Annotated in this window: 17 protein-coding genes; 13 read left to right on the top strand and 4 right to left on the bottom strand. The window is 46.8% G+C overall.

Annotation, left to right across the window (positions count from 1 at the left end):
* Nucleotides 1-13: 13 nt before the first annotated feature.
* Entirely contained in the window at nucleotides 14-1,180 is a 1,167-nt protein-coding gene (locus CBX96_RS08295; RefSeq protein WP_109286356.1) for a flagellar assembly protein FlgT, read from the bottom strand.
* Between the two features lie 239 nt (nucleotides 1,181-1,419).
* On the opposite strand from CBX96_RS08295, the gene CBX96_RS08300 reads away from it, so the two are divergent.
* Both CBX96_RS08300 and CBX96_RS08305 read left to right on the top strand, forming a co-directional pair.
* Nucleotides 1,420-2,052 (top strand): FlgO family outer membrane protein, encoded by a 633-nt coding sequence (locus CBX96_RS08300; RefSeq protein WP_109286357.1) that lies wholly within the window; start codon nucleotides 1,420-1,422, stop codon nucleotides 2,050-2,052.
* Nucleotides 2,049-2,498 (top strand): LPP20 family lipoprotein, encoded by a 450-nt coding sequence (locus CBX96_RS08305; protein WP_011625672.1) that lies wholly within the window; start codon nucleotides 2,049-2,051, stop codon nucleotides 2,496-2,498. Before CBX96_RS08300 ends, CBX96_RS08305 begins: the two co-directional genes overlap by 4 nt.
* Before the next feature lie 110 nt (nucleotides 2,499-2,608).
* Here the strand turns inward: CBX96_RS08305 and CBX96_RS08310 are convergent, their stop codons facing one another.
* From CBX96_RS08310 to flgA, 3 genes are all read right to left on the bottom strand, one after another.
* Complete coding sequence (locus CBX96_RS08310) at nucleotides 2,609-3,034, bottom strand: flagella synthesis protein FlgN (RefSeq protein WP_011622042.1); 426 nt, start codon at nucleotides 3,032-3,034, stop codon at nucleotides 2,609-2,611.
* A 2-nt stretch (nucleotides 3,035-3,036) separates the two neighbouring features.
* Nucleotides 3,037-3,363, bottom strand: coding sequence for a flagellar biosynthesis anti-sigma factor FlgM (gene flgM / locus CBX96_RS08315; protein WP_011622043.1), 327 nt, complete (start codon nucleotides 3,361-3,363; stop codon nucleotides 3,037-3,039).
* A 75-nt stretch (nucleotides 3,364-3,438) separates the two neighbouring features.
* On the bottom strand, nucleotides 3,439-4,146 hold the full coding sequence (gene flgA / locus CBX96_RS08320; protein ID WP_109286358.1) for a flagellar basal body P-ring formation chaperone FlgA: 708 nt from the start codon (nucleotides 4,144-4,146) through the stop codon (nucleotides 3,439-3,441).
* A 202-nt stretch (nucleotides 4,147-4,348) separates the two neighbouring features.
* Here flgA and CBX96_RS08325 point away from each other — a divergent pair, with 202 nt between their 5' ends.
* From CBX96_RS08325 to flgJ, 11 genes are all read left to right on the top strand, one after another.
* The gene (locus tag CBX96_RS08325; protein WP_011716393.1) at nucleotides 4,349-5,269 is read left to right on the top strand and encodes a chemotaxis protein CheV; all 921 of its coding nucleotides are present in this window, start codon (nucleotides 4,349-4,351) and stop codon (nucleotides 5,267-5,269) included.
* A gap of 101 nt (nucleotides 5,270-5,370) precedes the next feature.
* Complete coding sequence (locus tag CBX96_RS08330; protein WP_011716394.1) at nucleotides 5,371-6,210, top strand: protein-glutamate O-methyltransferase CheR; 840 nt, start codon at nucleotides 5,371-5,373, stop codon at nucleotides 6,208-6,210.
* Nucleotides 6,211-6,354: 144 nt separating this feature from the next.
* Entirely contained in the window at nucleotides 6,355-6,759 is a 405-nt protein-coding gene (gene flgB / locus CBX96_RS08335) for a flagellar basal body rod protein FlgB (protein ID WP_011716395.1), read from the top strand.
* Nucleotides 6,760-6,761: 2 nt separating this feature from the next.
* Nucleotides 6,762-7,178 carry a flagellar basal body rod protein FlgC gene (flgC, locus tag CBX96_RS08340; RefSeq protein WP_011622048.1) on the top strand — a complete coding sequence of 139 codons (417 nt, stop codon included), beginning with the start codon at nucleotides 6,762-6,764 and terminating at the stop codon, nucleotides 7,176-7,178.
* 24 nt (nucleotides 7,179-7,202) lie between these two features.
* Nucleotides 7,203-7,982 (top strand): flagellar hook assembly protein FlgD, encoded by a 780-nt coding sequence (flgD, locus tag CBX96_RS08345; protein WP_109286359.1) that lies wholly within the window; start codon nucleotides 7,203-7,205, stop codon nucleotides 7,980-7,982.
* Between the two features lie 62 nt (nucleotides 7,983-8,044).
* Nucleotides 8,045-9,406 (top strand): flagellar hook protein FlgE, encoded by a 1,362-nt coding sequence (gene flgE / locus CBX96_RS08350; protein WP_109286360.1) that lies wholly within the window; start codon nucleotides 8,045-8,047, stop codon nucleotides 9,404-9,406.
* A 172-nt stretch (nucleotides 9,407-9,578) separates the two neighbouring features.
* Nucleotides 9,579-10,322 carry a flagellar basal-body rod protein FlgF gene (flgF, locus tag CBX96_RS08355; RefSeq protein WP_109286361.1) on the top strand — a complete coding sequence of 248 codons (744 nt, stop codon included), beginning with the start codon at nucleotides 9,579-9,581 and terminating at the stop codon, nucleotides 10,320-10,322.
* A 10-nt stretch (nucleotides 10,323-10,332) separates the two neighbouring features.
* Nucleotides 10,333-11,121: a flagellar basal-body rod protein FlgG gene (gene flgG / locus CBX96_RS08360; RefSeq protein ID WP_011622052.1), complete on the top strand. Its 789-nt coding sequence runs from the start codon at nucleotides 10,333-10,335 to the stop codon at nucleotides 11,119-11,121.
* A gap of 12 nt (nucleotides 11,122-11,133) precedes the next feature.
* Nucleotides 11,134-11,808, top strand: a complete 675-nt coding sequence (gene flgH / locus CBX96_RS08365) for a flagellar basal body L-ring protein FlgH (RefSeq protein ID WP_109286362.1) — start codon at nucleotides 11,134-11,136, stop codon at nucleotides 11,806-11,808.
* Between the two features lie 11 nt (nucleotides 11,809-11,819).
* The gene (locus CBX96_RS08370; protein WP_011622054.1) at nucleotides 11,820-12,911 is read left to right on the top strand and encodes a flagellar basal body P-ring protein FlgI; all 1,092 of its coding nucleotides are present in this window, start codon (nucleotides 11,820-11,822) and stop codon (nucleotides 12,909-12,911) included.
* Between the two features lie 17 nt (nucleotides 12,912-12,928).
* On the top strand, nucleotides 12,929-14,083 hold the full coding sequence (gene flgJ / locus CBX96_RS08375) for a flagellar assembly peptidoglycan hydrolase FlgJ (protein WP_109286363.1): 1,155 nt from the start codon (nucleotides 12,929-12,931) through the stop codon (nucleotides 14,081-14,083).
* Nucleotides 14,084-14,122: the final 39 nt, after the last annotated feature.

The following is a 14,122-nucleotide window of genomic DNA, read 5'->3' on the forward strand; positions in this document are numbered from 1 at the left end:
ATGATTTAGTTGGTTAAATCTTAAGCGCGATGTCGTTTATCTGTACATTGTAAGCTGCATTTTGGTCAACGAGGACCGCGGTTGCACTTTCTTCGCTGACTTGTTCGATTTTTACCGTTGCTCGGCTCTTGGTGGCGACGGCACGCATTTCGTTGAGTCTATCGGGTAAGTTTTGTTGTAACACGACCTGGAATTTATCGCCAACTCGAATGCCGTGTTTGCGACCCAAGTTAAGGATAATTCTATCGCCTTGACGGCTGACGACTTGTCCTAATAGTGGTCTGCAATTGAGCGTGTTGTCTATATCTCGAGTTGCTTCTTGCATGATTTGGCTGATATTTCTGCCATAGGATGAACGCCAAAATCGGTCACTATTAGGGGCTATGATGGCCTGTTCTTCAAACTCCCACGGGGCAGAGGTACTGTAGGTTTTGCTCCATACTTCCTCGCCGCTAATGCCGTGATAGAGACTGAGTTTAAATTGGAATTGTCTGAGTGGCGCTTCATCCCACCATCCCATAAAGGTAGATTGCACAGGCTCTGTCGATATATCGATGATTTGTGGCAATAAAATATATTGGCTATCGGTGATTTCGCTCAACCAGCTTGGGAGTCGATAGCCACGGATATCGACCAATTCTTGTGCGATATCAAGCCGTTCTTTGGCATGGATATGGCTAAAACCAGTAGATGAGTAGCCATCAATACTATTACCCAGTTTCTCGGAGATGACTTCTTCAAATCCCGATAATTGTCCGTAGCGTAACTGTGCTCGGTCTTTTATTTGCGCTTGGGGAATTAAGATGGCGGCCTTTAATTGGCCTGCCGGGCATTGCTGGGTTGGGTCATCATTGAGATCGAGCCTGAGGGATACATAGATTTTATTGCCTTGAATACGCTCGCTCACCAATTGAATGCTAATCGCCTGGGCATAACGATTAATCGCAAAGCTGTTTTGCGTTAAGTTGCCGTTAGTCGTTTGTTGCTCGCTGGTGATTTGGATACCGGTACTGAGCGTGGCATAACTCACCGCTTGATTGATGGCTTCTTCACGTGCTTGGGCGATGTTGCCATTGGTGATCACCGCTTCTCCACTGGCCTCGACCCATTCGGCGTTTGCCGGTGCAGCAAATAGCAGTAGGCTGCTGATTATGAGCAAGTTCTTTCTTAGTATGTTCATCAATAAGCCCTTAACTAAAATTGCTGGGATGAGTCAGTTTACTGGCAGTGCTTTATGGCTCTAAGCAAATTGTGTGCCTGATTTATCGTGGTAAAGGGATAAAGTTATCAATAGATTTGTCGATAATCTGAAGAGTTCATGAAGAGCAATATTTTGACTTGGTCTAATACTTGCTTGCTTTATGGCAAAGATTGCGGCTCCCACTGGGCCACATTGATACTGATGACGAGGTTACTCCTATGCTTAAGCGTGCATTCATTCCTCTGGCACTGTTAGTGCTGGTTGGGTGTGCGACTAAACCCGTGGCACCGCCCAAACCTAGCTTAGCTGACGGCAATGGTTTGCCGCCTACGGCGACAATTAATCATCTAGCACTGCGCATTGTGACTGAGTTAGTCAAGCAGAATGATGCCTTGCGTCCCGACCAACCTATCGTTGTTGCCACGCCCGTGTTAGTGGGGAATTTGAGTAGCACCAATGCGCTGGCGCAGCAGCTCCAGCAAGGGCTAATGACGTCTTTGCATAGCTTTATGTTTAATGTGGTGGATTTGAATTTAGGTGATGGGCTGAATGTGACGGCTGATGGCGATTTTATTTTGACGCGCGATTGGCAAAAGCTTTCGACCAACTTACCCATTGACCATGTTGTGGTATCGACTATGAGCCCCACGACCAATGGCATGGCAATCAACACTCGGATTGTCACCCTGAGTAATAATCGCGTGGTCTCAGCCTCTCAAACTTATGTGACCCAAAAAGAGTTGAGCAATTACATGCTGCCTTCTGAGCAAGTTATCTCTCAGGATGGGATTTTATATCGCCAGTCGAGCCCTGGTATGAATGAAGTGCGAGTGCTAGGAGATGGAAAATGAAACGCTACCTATTCATTGTTGCGGCGCTCCTACTAACAGGGTGTGCTGCCAAAGATAAATATGTTCAGTGGGAAGATGTACCGCCAAGCAGTTTTCCTAAGCTGACGGCCATAGGTTATGCCCCGCTAGCGACTCAACCGGCTAAAGAGCAGTCCCAACGAGTATTGATGGCGATGCAGGCCTCAAAAATCGTGGCTTATCGTGAACTTGCTGAACAAGTGTATGGACAAAAGATCACCGCCAATAGCAGTGTCAGTGATTGGATGCTGACAGATGACAATGTTAAAGCTTCTGTGACTGGGGTGATCCGCGGCGCGAGAGTGGTAAAAAGCTACCCGGCAGGGGATCATTATGTCACTGAGTTGGAGCTTGATTTTGCCAAGGTATGGCAAATTTACCAACAGCAGAGCCGCCCACAGAGAATTAAAGACGTTACCTATTTTTAGCACTAGGGCAGGGTGATTACTAGTCCTTGCTTTACCAATAAACAAAAGCAGCACTCAGTTTTGTTTTAGCGCGGCTTTTTTTATATCCCGTTTACTATTTACTGCTCGACTTATGCTTTTAAATCATTGCCTAAGCTAGAAAGGGTCGAGGTTCTGCCTTTATCGTTATAGGTCAGAGTAGTCGCATTTCGGCTCGCCTGTAAGGCTTGGGCAAAACGGTTTAGACTCGCCAAATTCATCTCGATGAGACTGGCATTTTGAGCGTTAAGATCCTTACATTCGGCAAGAGCCTCTTTTACGGCGGCCATTTTATGGGATAGTTCTACTTGCGAGGTGAGTAAGGATTTATCGCTGTGATTGGCCAGTAAGTCATCGTTGGCCTTGAGTTCTTGCAGGCATGTTGATTTTTGCTCCGCAAGCGATAAAAGCAAATCGGCGTTTTGGTCAACCAAAGCGCCTTTTTCCTTAAGAATAATCTGTTTAAGAACAGCCAAATGGGCGTGTTGTTGATCTACCAGTTTAGCTATTTCTGTCATAGTTACTCTTTATTGAGGTCATTCAATTCAGCTTCGAAGCTGGCAATGTTGGCCGCCAACTTTTCGGGATCAATTTTATAGCGACCTTCGGCAATCGCTTGCTTAATTTCAGCGACTTTCTTTTGGTCGACTTCAGGTAGGCTGGCCATTTTGGTTTGAGCTCCTTGAAGCTGTTGAGCTTGAGCCGTAATGACAACTGAGTCACCTTTTTGTTGAGTCGATTTAGCCGCAACCTGAGTCGATTGCTCGCTTTCGCTGCTCTTTTTAGTACTGTTTGAACGGACTTGTGCGGCCGCTCCGGCGTTAAATTTGCTAATATCAATTGCCATGTTAGGCTCCAGCGTCGTGTATACGGGATTTCTTAACTGGGGTATCGGCAGCCCATCGAAAAGCTTTAGCTTATTTTACATTCTAACTTCGACTTCGCCAATGGCTGTGACTATAGCATCTAGTTCCTTGTTTGAGCTGCTATTTTTGACTCTAATTTGGTCACCAATATTACCATCTTGTAATGCTTCACCCACGGTTTTTAGCACAAAATTACTGGAACGGACATAAATCGACACTGAATCATTCTTACAGACAAAGCAAAGGTTGTTGGCAAAAATGGGAAAATTTTTGGCGACACGGCGTTTAACCCGCACGCCTGAAAGTTGGCTGGTATCGCTAAATTGCATTCCGCGTAAACTATTTTGATCAATATAACGGATTTCAACCTGAGTTGGACTGATTAACTCCCCTGGCGCCAGTGTTTCGCTGGCGACCACCACAGGGAACAGGATATCAACACGTACCGACATAAAAATCTGCCAAGGGTAGGCTAAATCCGATGTGTCACAGCTGACTTTTACGGTGTTGTTGCGGCTGATTTCCCTATCCGATGCTAGTTCAACTTTTATTGGGGACGCACATTGTGCTGGTAATAGTCGGTTGTCGATAGGTTGGGGAGCGATTTCCACTTTGGCATTCGCCGGCACTGAAATCTTTTCATTAATAAGGGCTTTAGCTAACTCTGATATCGCCGATACGCTAGGTACCTCGGGAGCTGCATTGGCCGCCGAGGTGAGAAATAATGCGATAACACATAAAAAATATACTAAATTTACTTTCATAATGAAGAGACTAGCTTGTAACGCCAGAATGCACCTATACTTTTATCAAACGTGAAACTGTCCTGTGTCGTTAAGGCCAAAATTTCGTGTCAGAAGTTTGACTCAGTTTCAACTATGGTTATGGATAACAAGACGCAAGCAATTAATATGCCTATACTCAAACGAGTTTTAGGGCCGTACATAAACAGAACAAGGCAGAGTTATGTCGAGTATTCTTGATTCAGTCAACAAACGCACCCAACTCGTAGGTCAAAACCGACTAGAACTATTGCTATTTAAGTTGAATGGTCGTCAGCGATTTGGGATTAACGTATTCAAAGTGAAAGAGGTTTTGCAGTGTCCGCCATTAACGGCCTTGCCTAAACTTAACCCCTACGTCAAAGGGGTGGCACATATTCGCGGAACGACTATTTCAGTGATCGATTTAAGTGCCGCAACTGGTGGACGTCCGCTCGCGAGTACCGAAAATTGCTTTATTATCATTTCAGAATATAACCGTAGCGTGCAAGGTTTCTTGGTCAGTTCAGTTGAACGTATCATCAACATGAATTGGGAAGCTATTATGCCGCCACCGCAAGGTGCTGGCCGTTATTCCTATTTGACGGCGGTGACTGAAATTGAAGGCGAGTTAGTCGAAATTCTCGATGTTGAAAAGATTCTTGATGAAATCTCCCCAGTAAAAACCGCGATCAGTGAAGAAGTGAATGAGCAGCTCACTATCGATAGAAGTCAGCATTATCACATTATGGTGATTGATGATTCGGCTGTGGCTCGTAAGCAGATTATTCGCGCGTTGGAATCATTAAACTTACAGATTGATACGGCAAAAGATGGCCGCGAGGCATTGGACAAGTTAAAGGCGATTGCTGGTGAAATGAACAATGTCGCCGAAGAAATCCCATTGATTATTTCCGATATCGAAATGCCTGAAATGGATGGTTATACCTTAACGGCAGAAATCCGCGACGATCCAAAGCTTAAGCATATTAAGGTCGTTTTACATACTTCACTCAGCGGCGTGTTCAACCAGGCCATGGTACAAAAAGTAGGCGCCAACGACTTTATCGCGAAATTCAATCCCGATGAATTAGCGGCAGCAGTGAACAAGCATTTAAGTTTGTAGTGAAAGTGTGGGTTAGTGCCTAGTAGCGCTTTACGCTATAATCTAGCCCTTATTACATGATTGTTGGCACTTATTTGGGTGCTTGCTATAGGATCTAGGACGTGAATGTGCCTGACAAATCACTCGCTGAAGCCGAATATAATCAATTTAGGTTGTTCCTAGAACAACACAGCGGCATCGTACTGGGGGAAAATAAACAATACCTAGTACGTAGCCGTCTTGCTCCTTTGATGGGCAAATATAATCTGCCTTCGTTATCCGATGTGGTAAAACATTCGATGAAGCCCACGGAGCGAGCCTTACGGGCAGAAGTGATCGACGCCATGACAACCAATGAAACCTTATGGTTTCGTGACCGTTATCCGTTTGAGTTGCTTAATAATGTTTTGTTACCTGAATACAGTAAGTTGGGGCGTCCATTAAAAATATGGTCCGCTGCCTGCTCGTCTGGCCAAGAGCCTTATTCGTTGGCAATGACTATCTTAGAATATCAACAGAAGAAGCCGGGAGCTTTGCCGGGCGGCGCCTCGATTCAAGCAACCGATCTTTCGCCTTCGATGCTGGAACGTTGTAAAAATGCCGAATACGATAGTTTGGCGTTAGCGCGTGGCTTATCCGAGGAGCGTAAGCGCCAGTTTTTTGATGCTTTGCCCTCTGGTAACATGCGAGTTAAGGATAACGTTAAGCGTTTAGTCAATTTTCGCGCCCATAACTTACTTGAGAGTTACACCTTACTTGGCAAGTTCGACATTATCTTCTGTCGAAATGTGCTGATCTATTTTGCCCCAGAGGCAAAAGCAAAAATTTTGCGGCAATTCGCTGCCGCTTTAAATCCGAAGGGTATACTCTTTCTCGGCGCGTCAGAGTCGATTGCGGGTCTGACGGATGAATTTGATATGGTTCGTTGCAACCCTGGTATCTATTACCAGAAAAAGACTTAATGCTCTGATATTAAATAAAAATTACCGACATTAGTCGGTAATTTTTTACTCCGCCAAACCCCATTTCTACACATTTCTGATAGTTTCTGTTTTTTGGCACATGAATTGCTTTGTTCCCGTGAGAGTCACGATGGAGGCAATTTTATGGCGATTAATTTTGATAAGGCACTAGGTGTGCACCAATTCACTTTGGGGATACGTGCCGAGCGTGCCGAAGTGATTTCAAGCAACATCGCAAACGCCGATACGCCACATTATAAAGCCCGTGACGTCGATTTTTCTGCGGCCTTAAATATTGCGAAGACCCAGCAACAGCAACGCAATAGCCTTGAGATGACAGGCGATGAGCAGCATTTTGGCCTCGCACAGTTAACGGGACAATACGTGAAGTTCCGTGTGCCAAATCAGCCAGATACTGGAGATGGCAATACAGTGGATATTCAACAGGAACAGTCGGCATTTATGCAAAATGCGCTCGAATATCAAATGTCTCTGGGATTTTTGGACAGTAAGTTTAGCGGCATGAAAAAAGCGCTGAGAGGGGATTAATCATGAGTTTGTTTAGCATTTTTGATGTGGCTGGCTCTGGTATGTCAGCCCAGTCCGTGCGACTCAATACCACGGCGAGTAACATCGCTAACGCCGATTCTGTTTCTAGCAGTATTGATAAAACTTACCGCTCACGTCATCCCATTTTTGAAGCTGAAATGGCGAAAGCGCAGAGCCAACAGCAAGCTTCTCAAGGTGTTGCAGTAAAAGGCATCGTTGAGAGCGATAAACCCCTATTAAAAGAGTATTCGCCCGATCACCCGATGGCGGATGCGGATGGTTTTATTTATAAGCCGAATGTGAATGTCATGGAAGAAATGGCGGATATGATTTCTGCCTCTCGCTCATATCAGATGAATGTTCAAGTCGCTGAAGCCGCAAAATCTATGCTGCAACAAACACTTGGGATGGGTAAATAACATGCGCGATTTAGGAGGTAAGCAGTGAGCCTCATTAACCAACTTAGCCAGAATACGGCTCAGACGACTCAAACGAAGAGCCAATCGAATACGGTAGCGACTAATACCACGAACACAACGAGTACATCAACCGGCAATCCATTTTTAGATGGGATCCGTTTGCCCAGCGAATCTGTTGTGCCAGAAGCCAAAGGTAAGCAGCTGACTCAAGAAGATTTTTTCTCATTACTCAGTCAGCAGTTGTCGATGCAGGATCCGTTTAAGCCTGTCGATAACGACCAGATGATTGCGCAAATGGCATCCTTTTCTACCGTGGATGGTATTTCAAAGCTCAATGATGAGATTGTTAATTTAAACAGCGTGATGACATCGAGTCAGGCGCTGCAAGCATCGGGATTAGTTGGACGTAAGGTATTGATCCCAACCGATACCGGCAATGTGTCAGCCGAAAGCCCCACCCTGAGTGGCGTGGTGAGTACGCCGGATAAAATTCCTGTGATTAACGTGCGTGTACTGGATGATAAAAATCAAGTTGTTAGCACCTTTAACATCGATGGCAGTGCTGGCGGCAATATCCCTGTGACATGGGATGGTTTAAATAAAAATGGTGATCCTGTCGGTGCCGGTAATTACACCATTAAGGCCAGCGGTCTTGTCGATGGTAAATCTCAAGAGCTTGCCGTTTCGACCTATGCCCACGTGACCAGTGTTTCTTTGGGCACAGCAAGCACTGGGGCGATTCTGAATCTTCGCGGTGGTGCAGGTATTAAGCTCTCTGATGTACTTGCGGTATCAGAAACCTAATTTGTCAGTATTGAGTTGGACTCGGGTCCTTAATTGAATTGAGTGAAATGTAGAGGTGAATTATGTCGTTTAACATTGCATTGAGTGGCATTTCTGCTGCACAGAAAGACTTAAACACTACCGCGAACAACATCGCGAATGCTAACACCATTGGCTTTAAAGAATCGCGTGCTGAATTTGCGGATGTTTACGCTAATTCAATTTTCTCTAACTCTAAAACCGCCGTCGGTGGTGGTGTGGCAACGAGCCAAGTGGCGCAGCAATTCCACCAAGGTAGTTTGCAGCTGACCAATAACTCCTTGGATTTAGCGATTAAAGGAGGTGGTTTCTTTGTAACCTCATCGGAAATAGGCACTTTAGACCATCAGTTTACCCGCGCAGGTGCATTCAAAGTCGATAAAAATAATTATATGGTTGATTCTGCAGGTAATTACCTGCAAACCTTCCCAGTTGATAAAGACGGTAACTCAACATCGGTCAGTTTAACGACGGCAAAACCTGTGCAAATTCCTGATACAGCCGGTAGTCCAGTTAAGACTGATAACATCACAATGCAGATGAACTTAAATTCTAAGCAAAGTGCTCTGGATCCTGCAGCTTTTGACCCGTTGGATTCCAAAACCTATAACAGTGTGACCTCTCTGACGATTTATGACTCCCTCGGTGAGCCACATATTATGACCACCTATTTCGTGAAGCCAACGAATGGCTCTTATAATGGTGAAAACAACTGGGTTGCCTACTACGCAATTGATGGTAAGCAAGTGGATGTGTCTGGCCCCGCAGGGACTTATCAAACGGATACCAATGGTGATGGTACGCCAGATACACCTGCAACAGCCCAAACCACAGGCGGTTGGAAAGGTTCGGTATTAAAATTTAACGAAGTGGGTGTTTATACTGGTAGCGACCCTGCTGTCATAGCTACAGAACCCTTAGGGGTTGCTGGTGCGGGCGTGTTAGGCCCTGGTGCCGATGGTACTCAAGCTGTAACTATTAAGTTCAATGCGCCAACTCAGTTTTCGGCTCCATTTGCGGCAACCGAATTAACGCAGGACGGTACGACTGTTGGGCGTTTAACCAACGTCGAAATCGGTGAAGATGGTTTGATCACCGCCAGCTACTCTAACGGTTCAACCGTGGCATTAGCTCGTGTTGCTTTAGTTCGTTTTGCCAACGAGCAAGGTTTAACTCAAGTGGGTAACACCTCATGGAAAGCCAGCCTTGAGTCGGGTCCAGCGCTCGCGGGTGAACCCAACAGTGGTACCTTCGGTAGCATCAGTTCTTCGGCATTAGAGCAGTCCAACATTGACTTAACGACTGAGCTGGTGGATTTGATTTCGGCGCAACGTAACTTCCAGGCTAACTCACGTACCCTCGAAGTGAACAACACTCTGCAACAAACTGTACTGCAAATTCGTTAAGCTGATTCACTCCTTCTCTAAGTGTTGCCGATGGCGGCAACACTTAGCCTCTTTTGGCGTTGTTGCCATTTCCTCATAATCTTCTCCCAATTTATCAGTAAATTAGCCACGATTTTTATTGGCATGATGCTTGCTTTGCTATTGTCAGGTTGAAAATTTGACGGAGCAGTCTGTGGACAAATTCCTCTACATATCCATGAGCGGAGCTAAGCAAAACATGAATGAGTTGGCATTGCGTGCCAACAACTTAGCTAACGCCAATACCGATGGATTTAAGTCGGACATGGCGCAAGCCAGATCGATGCAAGCCTTTGGTGAAGGATTGCCATCGAGGGTTTTTGCCATGGTGGAAACACCCTCCGCCAATTTTCAAGCTGGCCCCATCAAAACCACTGGGCGGGATCTTGACGTTGCCATTAAAGGTGATGGTTGGTTCGCTGTTCAGGCAAAGGATGGCAGTGAGGCCTATACCCGTTCAGGGAGTCTCAGTTTTGACTCGACAGGGCTATTGCATAACGACCGAGGTAATCCTGTGATGGGTGATGCGGGACCGATTGTGTTACCGCTGCCGATTGAAAAAGTCACCATCTCACAGGATGGCATTATCTCGGTACGTCCTCAGGGCGCGACAACGGAAGTGGTTGAAGAGGTAGGGCGATTAAAGCTGGTTAATCCTGGCAACGCACAAATGATGCGCGGTGAGGATGGACTGTTCCGTTTGGTATCGGGTAATCCGGCGCCAACCGATCCAAACGTGTTTGTTGAGAGTGGGGCTGTAGAGGGCAGTAACGTCAATCCAGTGGATGAGATGGTGTCCTTAATCGACCTACAGCGACAATTTGAATTGCAAGTGAAGATGATGAAAACCGCGGAAGAAAATGACCGCGCTTCATCTTCATTAATGCGGATTAGTTAGGAGATAAATTATGCATCCAGCGTTATGGATTAGTAAAACTGGCTTAGACGCACAGCAAACCGATATTGCGGTGATTTCAAACAACGTCGCGAACGCCAGCACCGTCGGCTACAAAAAGAGCCGCGCAGTCTTTGAAGACTTACTCTATCAAACCGTTAACCAAGCGGGGGGCATTAGTGCCTCAAACACTAAGTTACCCAATGGGTTAAATATTGGTGCGGGTACCAAAGTGGTGGCCACTCAAAAAATGTTTACCCAAGGCAATATGTTGACCACGGATAACTCACTCGATCTGATGATTGAAGGCCCTGGCTTTTTCGAAGTACAGCTACCCGATGGCACCACAGCCTATACCCGTAATGGTCAATTTACCTTAGATGATACTGGGCAAATTGTAACGCCAGGTTCGGGTTACGTACTGCAACCTGCAATCACGATTCCCGATGATGCGACCAGCATTACCGTGTCTGCCGAAGGGGAAGTCTCGGTGAAAACACCGGGCACGGCGGAAAACCAAGTCGTGGGGCAGCTCAGCATGTCCGATTTTATTAACCCATCGGGTTTAGATCCTATGGGACAAAACCTATACACCGAAACTGGTGCCAGTGGTACGCCTATCCAAGGCACTGCATCACTCGATGGTATGGGGGCGATTCGTCAAGGCGCGTTAGAAACTTCTAACGTAAACGTGACCGAAGAGCTGGTGAATCTTATTGAAAGTCAGCGGATCTACGAAATGAACTCTAAAGTGATTTCGGCGGTGGATCAGATGCTGGCGTATGTGAATCAGAATTTATAGAGGCACATTATCATGGCTAGATATTTTATATTGGCCGCAGCGCTCTTGCTTACGGCATGTAGCTCCACCTCCAAGAAGCCGATTGCAGATGATCCTTTCTATGCACCGGTATACCCCGAAGCGCCGCCAACCAAAATTGCCGCAACGGGATCCATTTACCAAGATAGCCAAGCGGCCAGTCTCTATTCGGATATTCGCGCCCATAAAGTGGGTGACATCATCACAATCGTGTTGAAGGAAGCGACTCAGGCGAAAAAGAGTGCGGGTAATCAGATCAAAAAAGGCTCTGATATGTCGCTCGACCCTATTTATGCCGGTGGTAGCAATGTGTCGATTGGCGGGGTTCCCCTCGATCTGCGTTACAAAGACAGCATGAACACTAAGCGGGAATCCGATGCCGATCAAAGCAATAGCTTAGATGGCAGTATCTCCGCGAACGTGATGCAAGTACTCAATAACGGCAACTTAGTCGTACGCGGTGAAAAATGGATCTCCATTAATAACGGCGATGAGTTTATCCGAGTGACCGGCATAGTGCGTTCACAGGATATCAAACCTGACAACACTATCGATTCAACCCGTATGGCCAATGCGCGTATTCAATACAGCGGTACTGGTACCTTCGCCGATGCGCAAAAGGTGGGCTGGTTAAGCCAGTTCTTTATGAGCGATTGGTGGCCCTTCTAAGGAGTCGTATCATGAAATTGAAACTGATTTTAGCGGTTGCCATGCTGGCGTTTTCACTTCCTAGCCAAGCAGAGCGCATTAAAGATATTGCCAATGTTCAAGGGGTTCGTAGTAACCAATTGATTGGTTACGGCTTAGTCGTCGGTTTACCGGGCACGGGTGAGAAGACCCGTTATACCGAGCAGACCTTTACCACCATGCTGAAAAACTTTGGGATTAACTTGCCCGATAATTTCAGACCCAAAATTAAGAACGTGGCCGTGGTAGCAGTGCATGCGGACATGCCGGCCTTTATCAAACCTGGTCAAGAATTGGATGTCACAGTATCAAGCCTAGGTGAAGCGAAAAGCTTACGTGGCGGTACCTTATTGCAAACCTTCCTTAAAGGGGTTGATGGGAATGTGTACGCGATTGCGCAGGGCAGTTTAGTGGTCAGCGGCTTTAGCGCCGATGGCTTGGATGGCTCTAAAGTCATTCAAAATACGCCAACTGTGGGTCGTATTCCTAACGGTGCGATCGTTGAACGTAGCGTAGCAACGCCATTTTCGACTGGCGATTATTTGACGTTTAACCTACGCCGCTCGGACTTTTCCACTGCGCAGCGTATGGCCGATGCAATCAATGACTTGCTTGGCCCCGATATGGCGCGGCCATTGGATGCGACCTCTGTGCAGGTCAGCGCTCCAAGGGATGTGTCACAACGGGTGTCCTTTTTAGCCACACTCGAGAATATCGAAGTGGAGCCTGCTGATGAGTCAGCCAAAGTGATCGTGAACTCCCGTACTGGCACGATTGTGGTTGGGCAAAACGTCAAGTTATTGCCAGCCGCGGTGACACATGGTGGCTTGACGGTAACTATTGCCGAAGCGACTCAGGTATCCCAACCTAATGCGTTAGCGAATGGTCAAACGACGGTGACCAGCAACAGCACAATCAACGCGAGCGAAAGCAATCGCCGGATGTTTATGTTCAATCCTGGCACAACCTTAGATGAGTTAGTGCGTGCCGTAAACTTGGTGGGCGCGGCCCCTTCAGATGTACTTGCTATCCTTGAAGCGTTAAAAGTGGCAGGTGCTTTGCATGGTGAACTTATCATCATCTAATTTCTGTCGGGAAAATCATGGAAAAGCTTTCAAGTTCATCACATTTTCTTGATCTGGGCGGGCTCGACTCCCTGCGCGCCCAGGCTCAGAAAGATGAGAAGGGCGCCTTGAAAAAAGTCGCCCAACAATTTGAAGGCGTTTTTGTGCAAATGCTGATGAAGAGCATGCGTGATGCCAACGCAGTGTTTGAATCCGACAGCCCACTCAACAGCCAATACACTAAATTTTATGAGCAAATGCGGGACCAGCAGTTATCCGTCGATTTATCGGATAAAGGTGTGCTGGGCCTTGCAGATATGATGGTGCAGCAATTATCCCCCGAGTCGAGTCAGTTTACGCCCGCATCTGTGCTGCGAAATGACGGTGGCATGAAGCTGCAACATGATGCGAAAGCCTTCAATATTCCAGCTCAAGCAACCTCGGCAGCTGAAACTCAAACTGCGGCTGCGCCAGTTGTTGCCTCGCAAGGCGTGCCTGCCTCGATTGCGCGCCCAAGTGTTGACTTGGATAACGGCGATGGCGTGATGTCCTCCTTAGATATTGATAGGCCTGAGCGCTTGCTGGCCATAGATACGCCAAAGCCCGCTTGGTCAGAGCAACCCTTATCGCCAATCGAACCTGTGATCAGCGGCCAAATCTTGCCGACGGCGGCATTTAGGGAAACACAAAAGACCCTCAAGTTTGGTAGTCGGGAAGAGTTTTTGGCGACGCTTTATCCTCATGCAGAAAAAGCCGCCAAAGCCCTTGGCACTCAACCCGAAGTGCTCTTGGCACAGTCAGCCCTTGAGACGGGCTGGGGTCAAAAAATTGTCCGTGGCAATAATGGCGCGCCAAGCCATAACCTGTTCAATATTAAAGCCGACCGTCGCTGGCAAGGTGATAAGGCTAACGTGAGTACCTTGGAATTTGAGCAGGGTATTGCCGTTAGACAAAAAGCCGATTTTAGGGTGTATGCCGATTTCGAGCACAGTTTTAACGATTTTGTTTCCTTTATTGCTGAGGGTGAGCGTTATCAGGCGGCGAAGAAAGTCGCGGCATCACCGACTCAGTTTATTCGAGCATTACAGGATGCTGGCTATGCCACCGATCCTAAATATGCTGAAAAAGTCATTAAAGTCATGCAGTCCATCAGCGAAGAGCTGAAATCGATACTGCCAGGAGAAGACAAATGATCATTCTTCATAGGATGTTAGTGTTGGGGAGTATCGGCT

Source organism: Shewanella sp. BC20 (assembly GCF_003129585.1).
Lineage (GTDB): Bacteria > Pseudomonadota > Gammaproteobacteria > Enterobacterales > Shewanellaceae > Shewanella > Shewanella seohaensis.

What these genes read in the sequence shown, in the direction of transcription:
- flgH (WP_109286362.1), top strand. Translation starts at nt 11,134, where the DNA reads ATGGCTAGATATTTTATATTGGCCGCAGCGCTCTTGCTTACGGCATGT.
- flgJ (WP_109286363.1), top strand. Translation starts at nt 12,929, where the DNA reads ATGGAAAAGCTTTCAAGTTCATCACATTTTCTTGATCTGGGCGGGCTC.
- CBX96_RS08370 (WP_011622054.1), top strand. Translation starts at nt 11,820, where the DNA reads ATGAAATTGAAACTGATTTTAGCGGTTGCCATGCTGGCGTTTTCACTT.
- CBX96_RS08305 (WP_011625672.1), top strand. Translation starts at nt 2,049, where the DNA reads ATGAAACGCTACCTATTCATTGTTGCGGCGCTCCTACTAACAGGGTGT.
- CBX96_RS08325 (WP_011716393.1), top strand. Translation starts at nt 4,349, where the DNA reads ATGTCGAGTATTCTTGATTCAGTCAACAAACGCACCCAACTCGTAGGT.
- flgC (WP_011622048.1), top strand. Translation starts at nt 6,762, where the DNA reads ATGAGTTTGTTTAGCATTTTTGATGTGGCTGGCTCTGGTATGTCAGCC.
- flgE (WP_109286360.1), top strand. Translation starts at nt 8,045, where the DNA reads ATGTCGTTTAACATTGCATTGAGTGGCATTTCTGCTGCACAGAAAGAC.
- CBX96_RS08295 (WP_109286356.1), bottom strand. Translation starts at nt 1,180, where the DNA reads ATGAACATACTAAGAAAGAACTTGCTCATAATCAGCAGCCTACTGCTA.
- flgG (WP_011622052.1), top strand. Translation starts at nt 10,333, where the DNA reads ATGCATCCAGCGTTATGGATTAGTAAAACTGGCTTAGACGCACAGCAA.
- CBX96_RS08310 (WP_011622042.1), bottom strand. Translation starts at nt 3,034, where the DNA reads ATGACAGAAATAGCTAAACTGGTAGATCAACAACACGCCCATTTGGCT.
- flgA (WP_109286358.1), bottom strand. Translation starts at nt 4,146, where the DNA reads ATGAAAGTAAATTTAGTATATTTTTTATGTGTTATCGCATTATTTCTC.
- flgM (WP_011622043.1), bottom strand. Translation starts at nt 3,363, where the DNA reads ATGGCAATTGATATTAGCAAATTTAACGCCGGAGCGGCCGCACAAGTC.
- CBX96_RS08300 (WP_109286357.1), top strand. Translation starts at nt 1,420, where the DNA reads ATGCTTAAGCGTGCATTCATTCCTCTGGCACTGTTAGTGCTGGTTGGG.
- flgB (WP_011716395.1), top strand. Translation starts at nt 6,355, where the DNA reads ATGGCGATTAATTTTGATAAGGCACTAGGTGTGCACCAATTCACTTTG.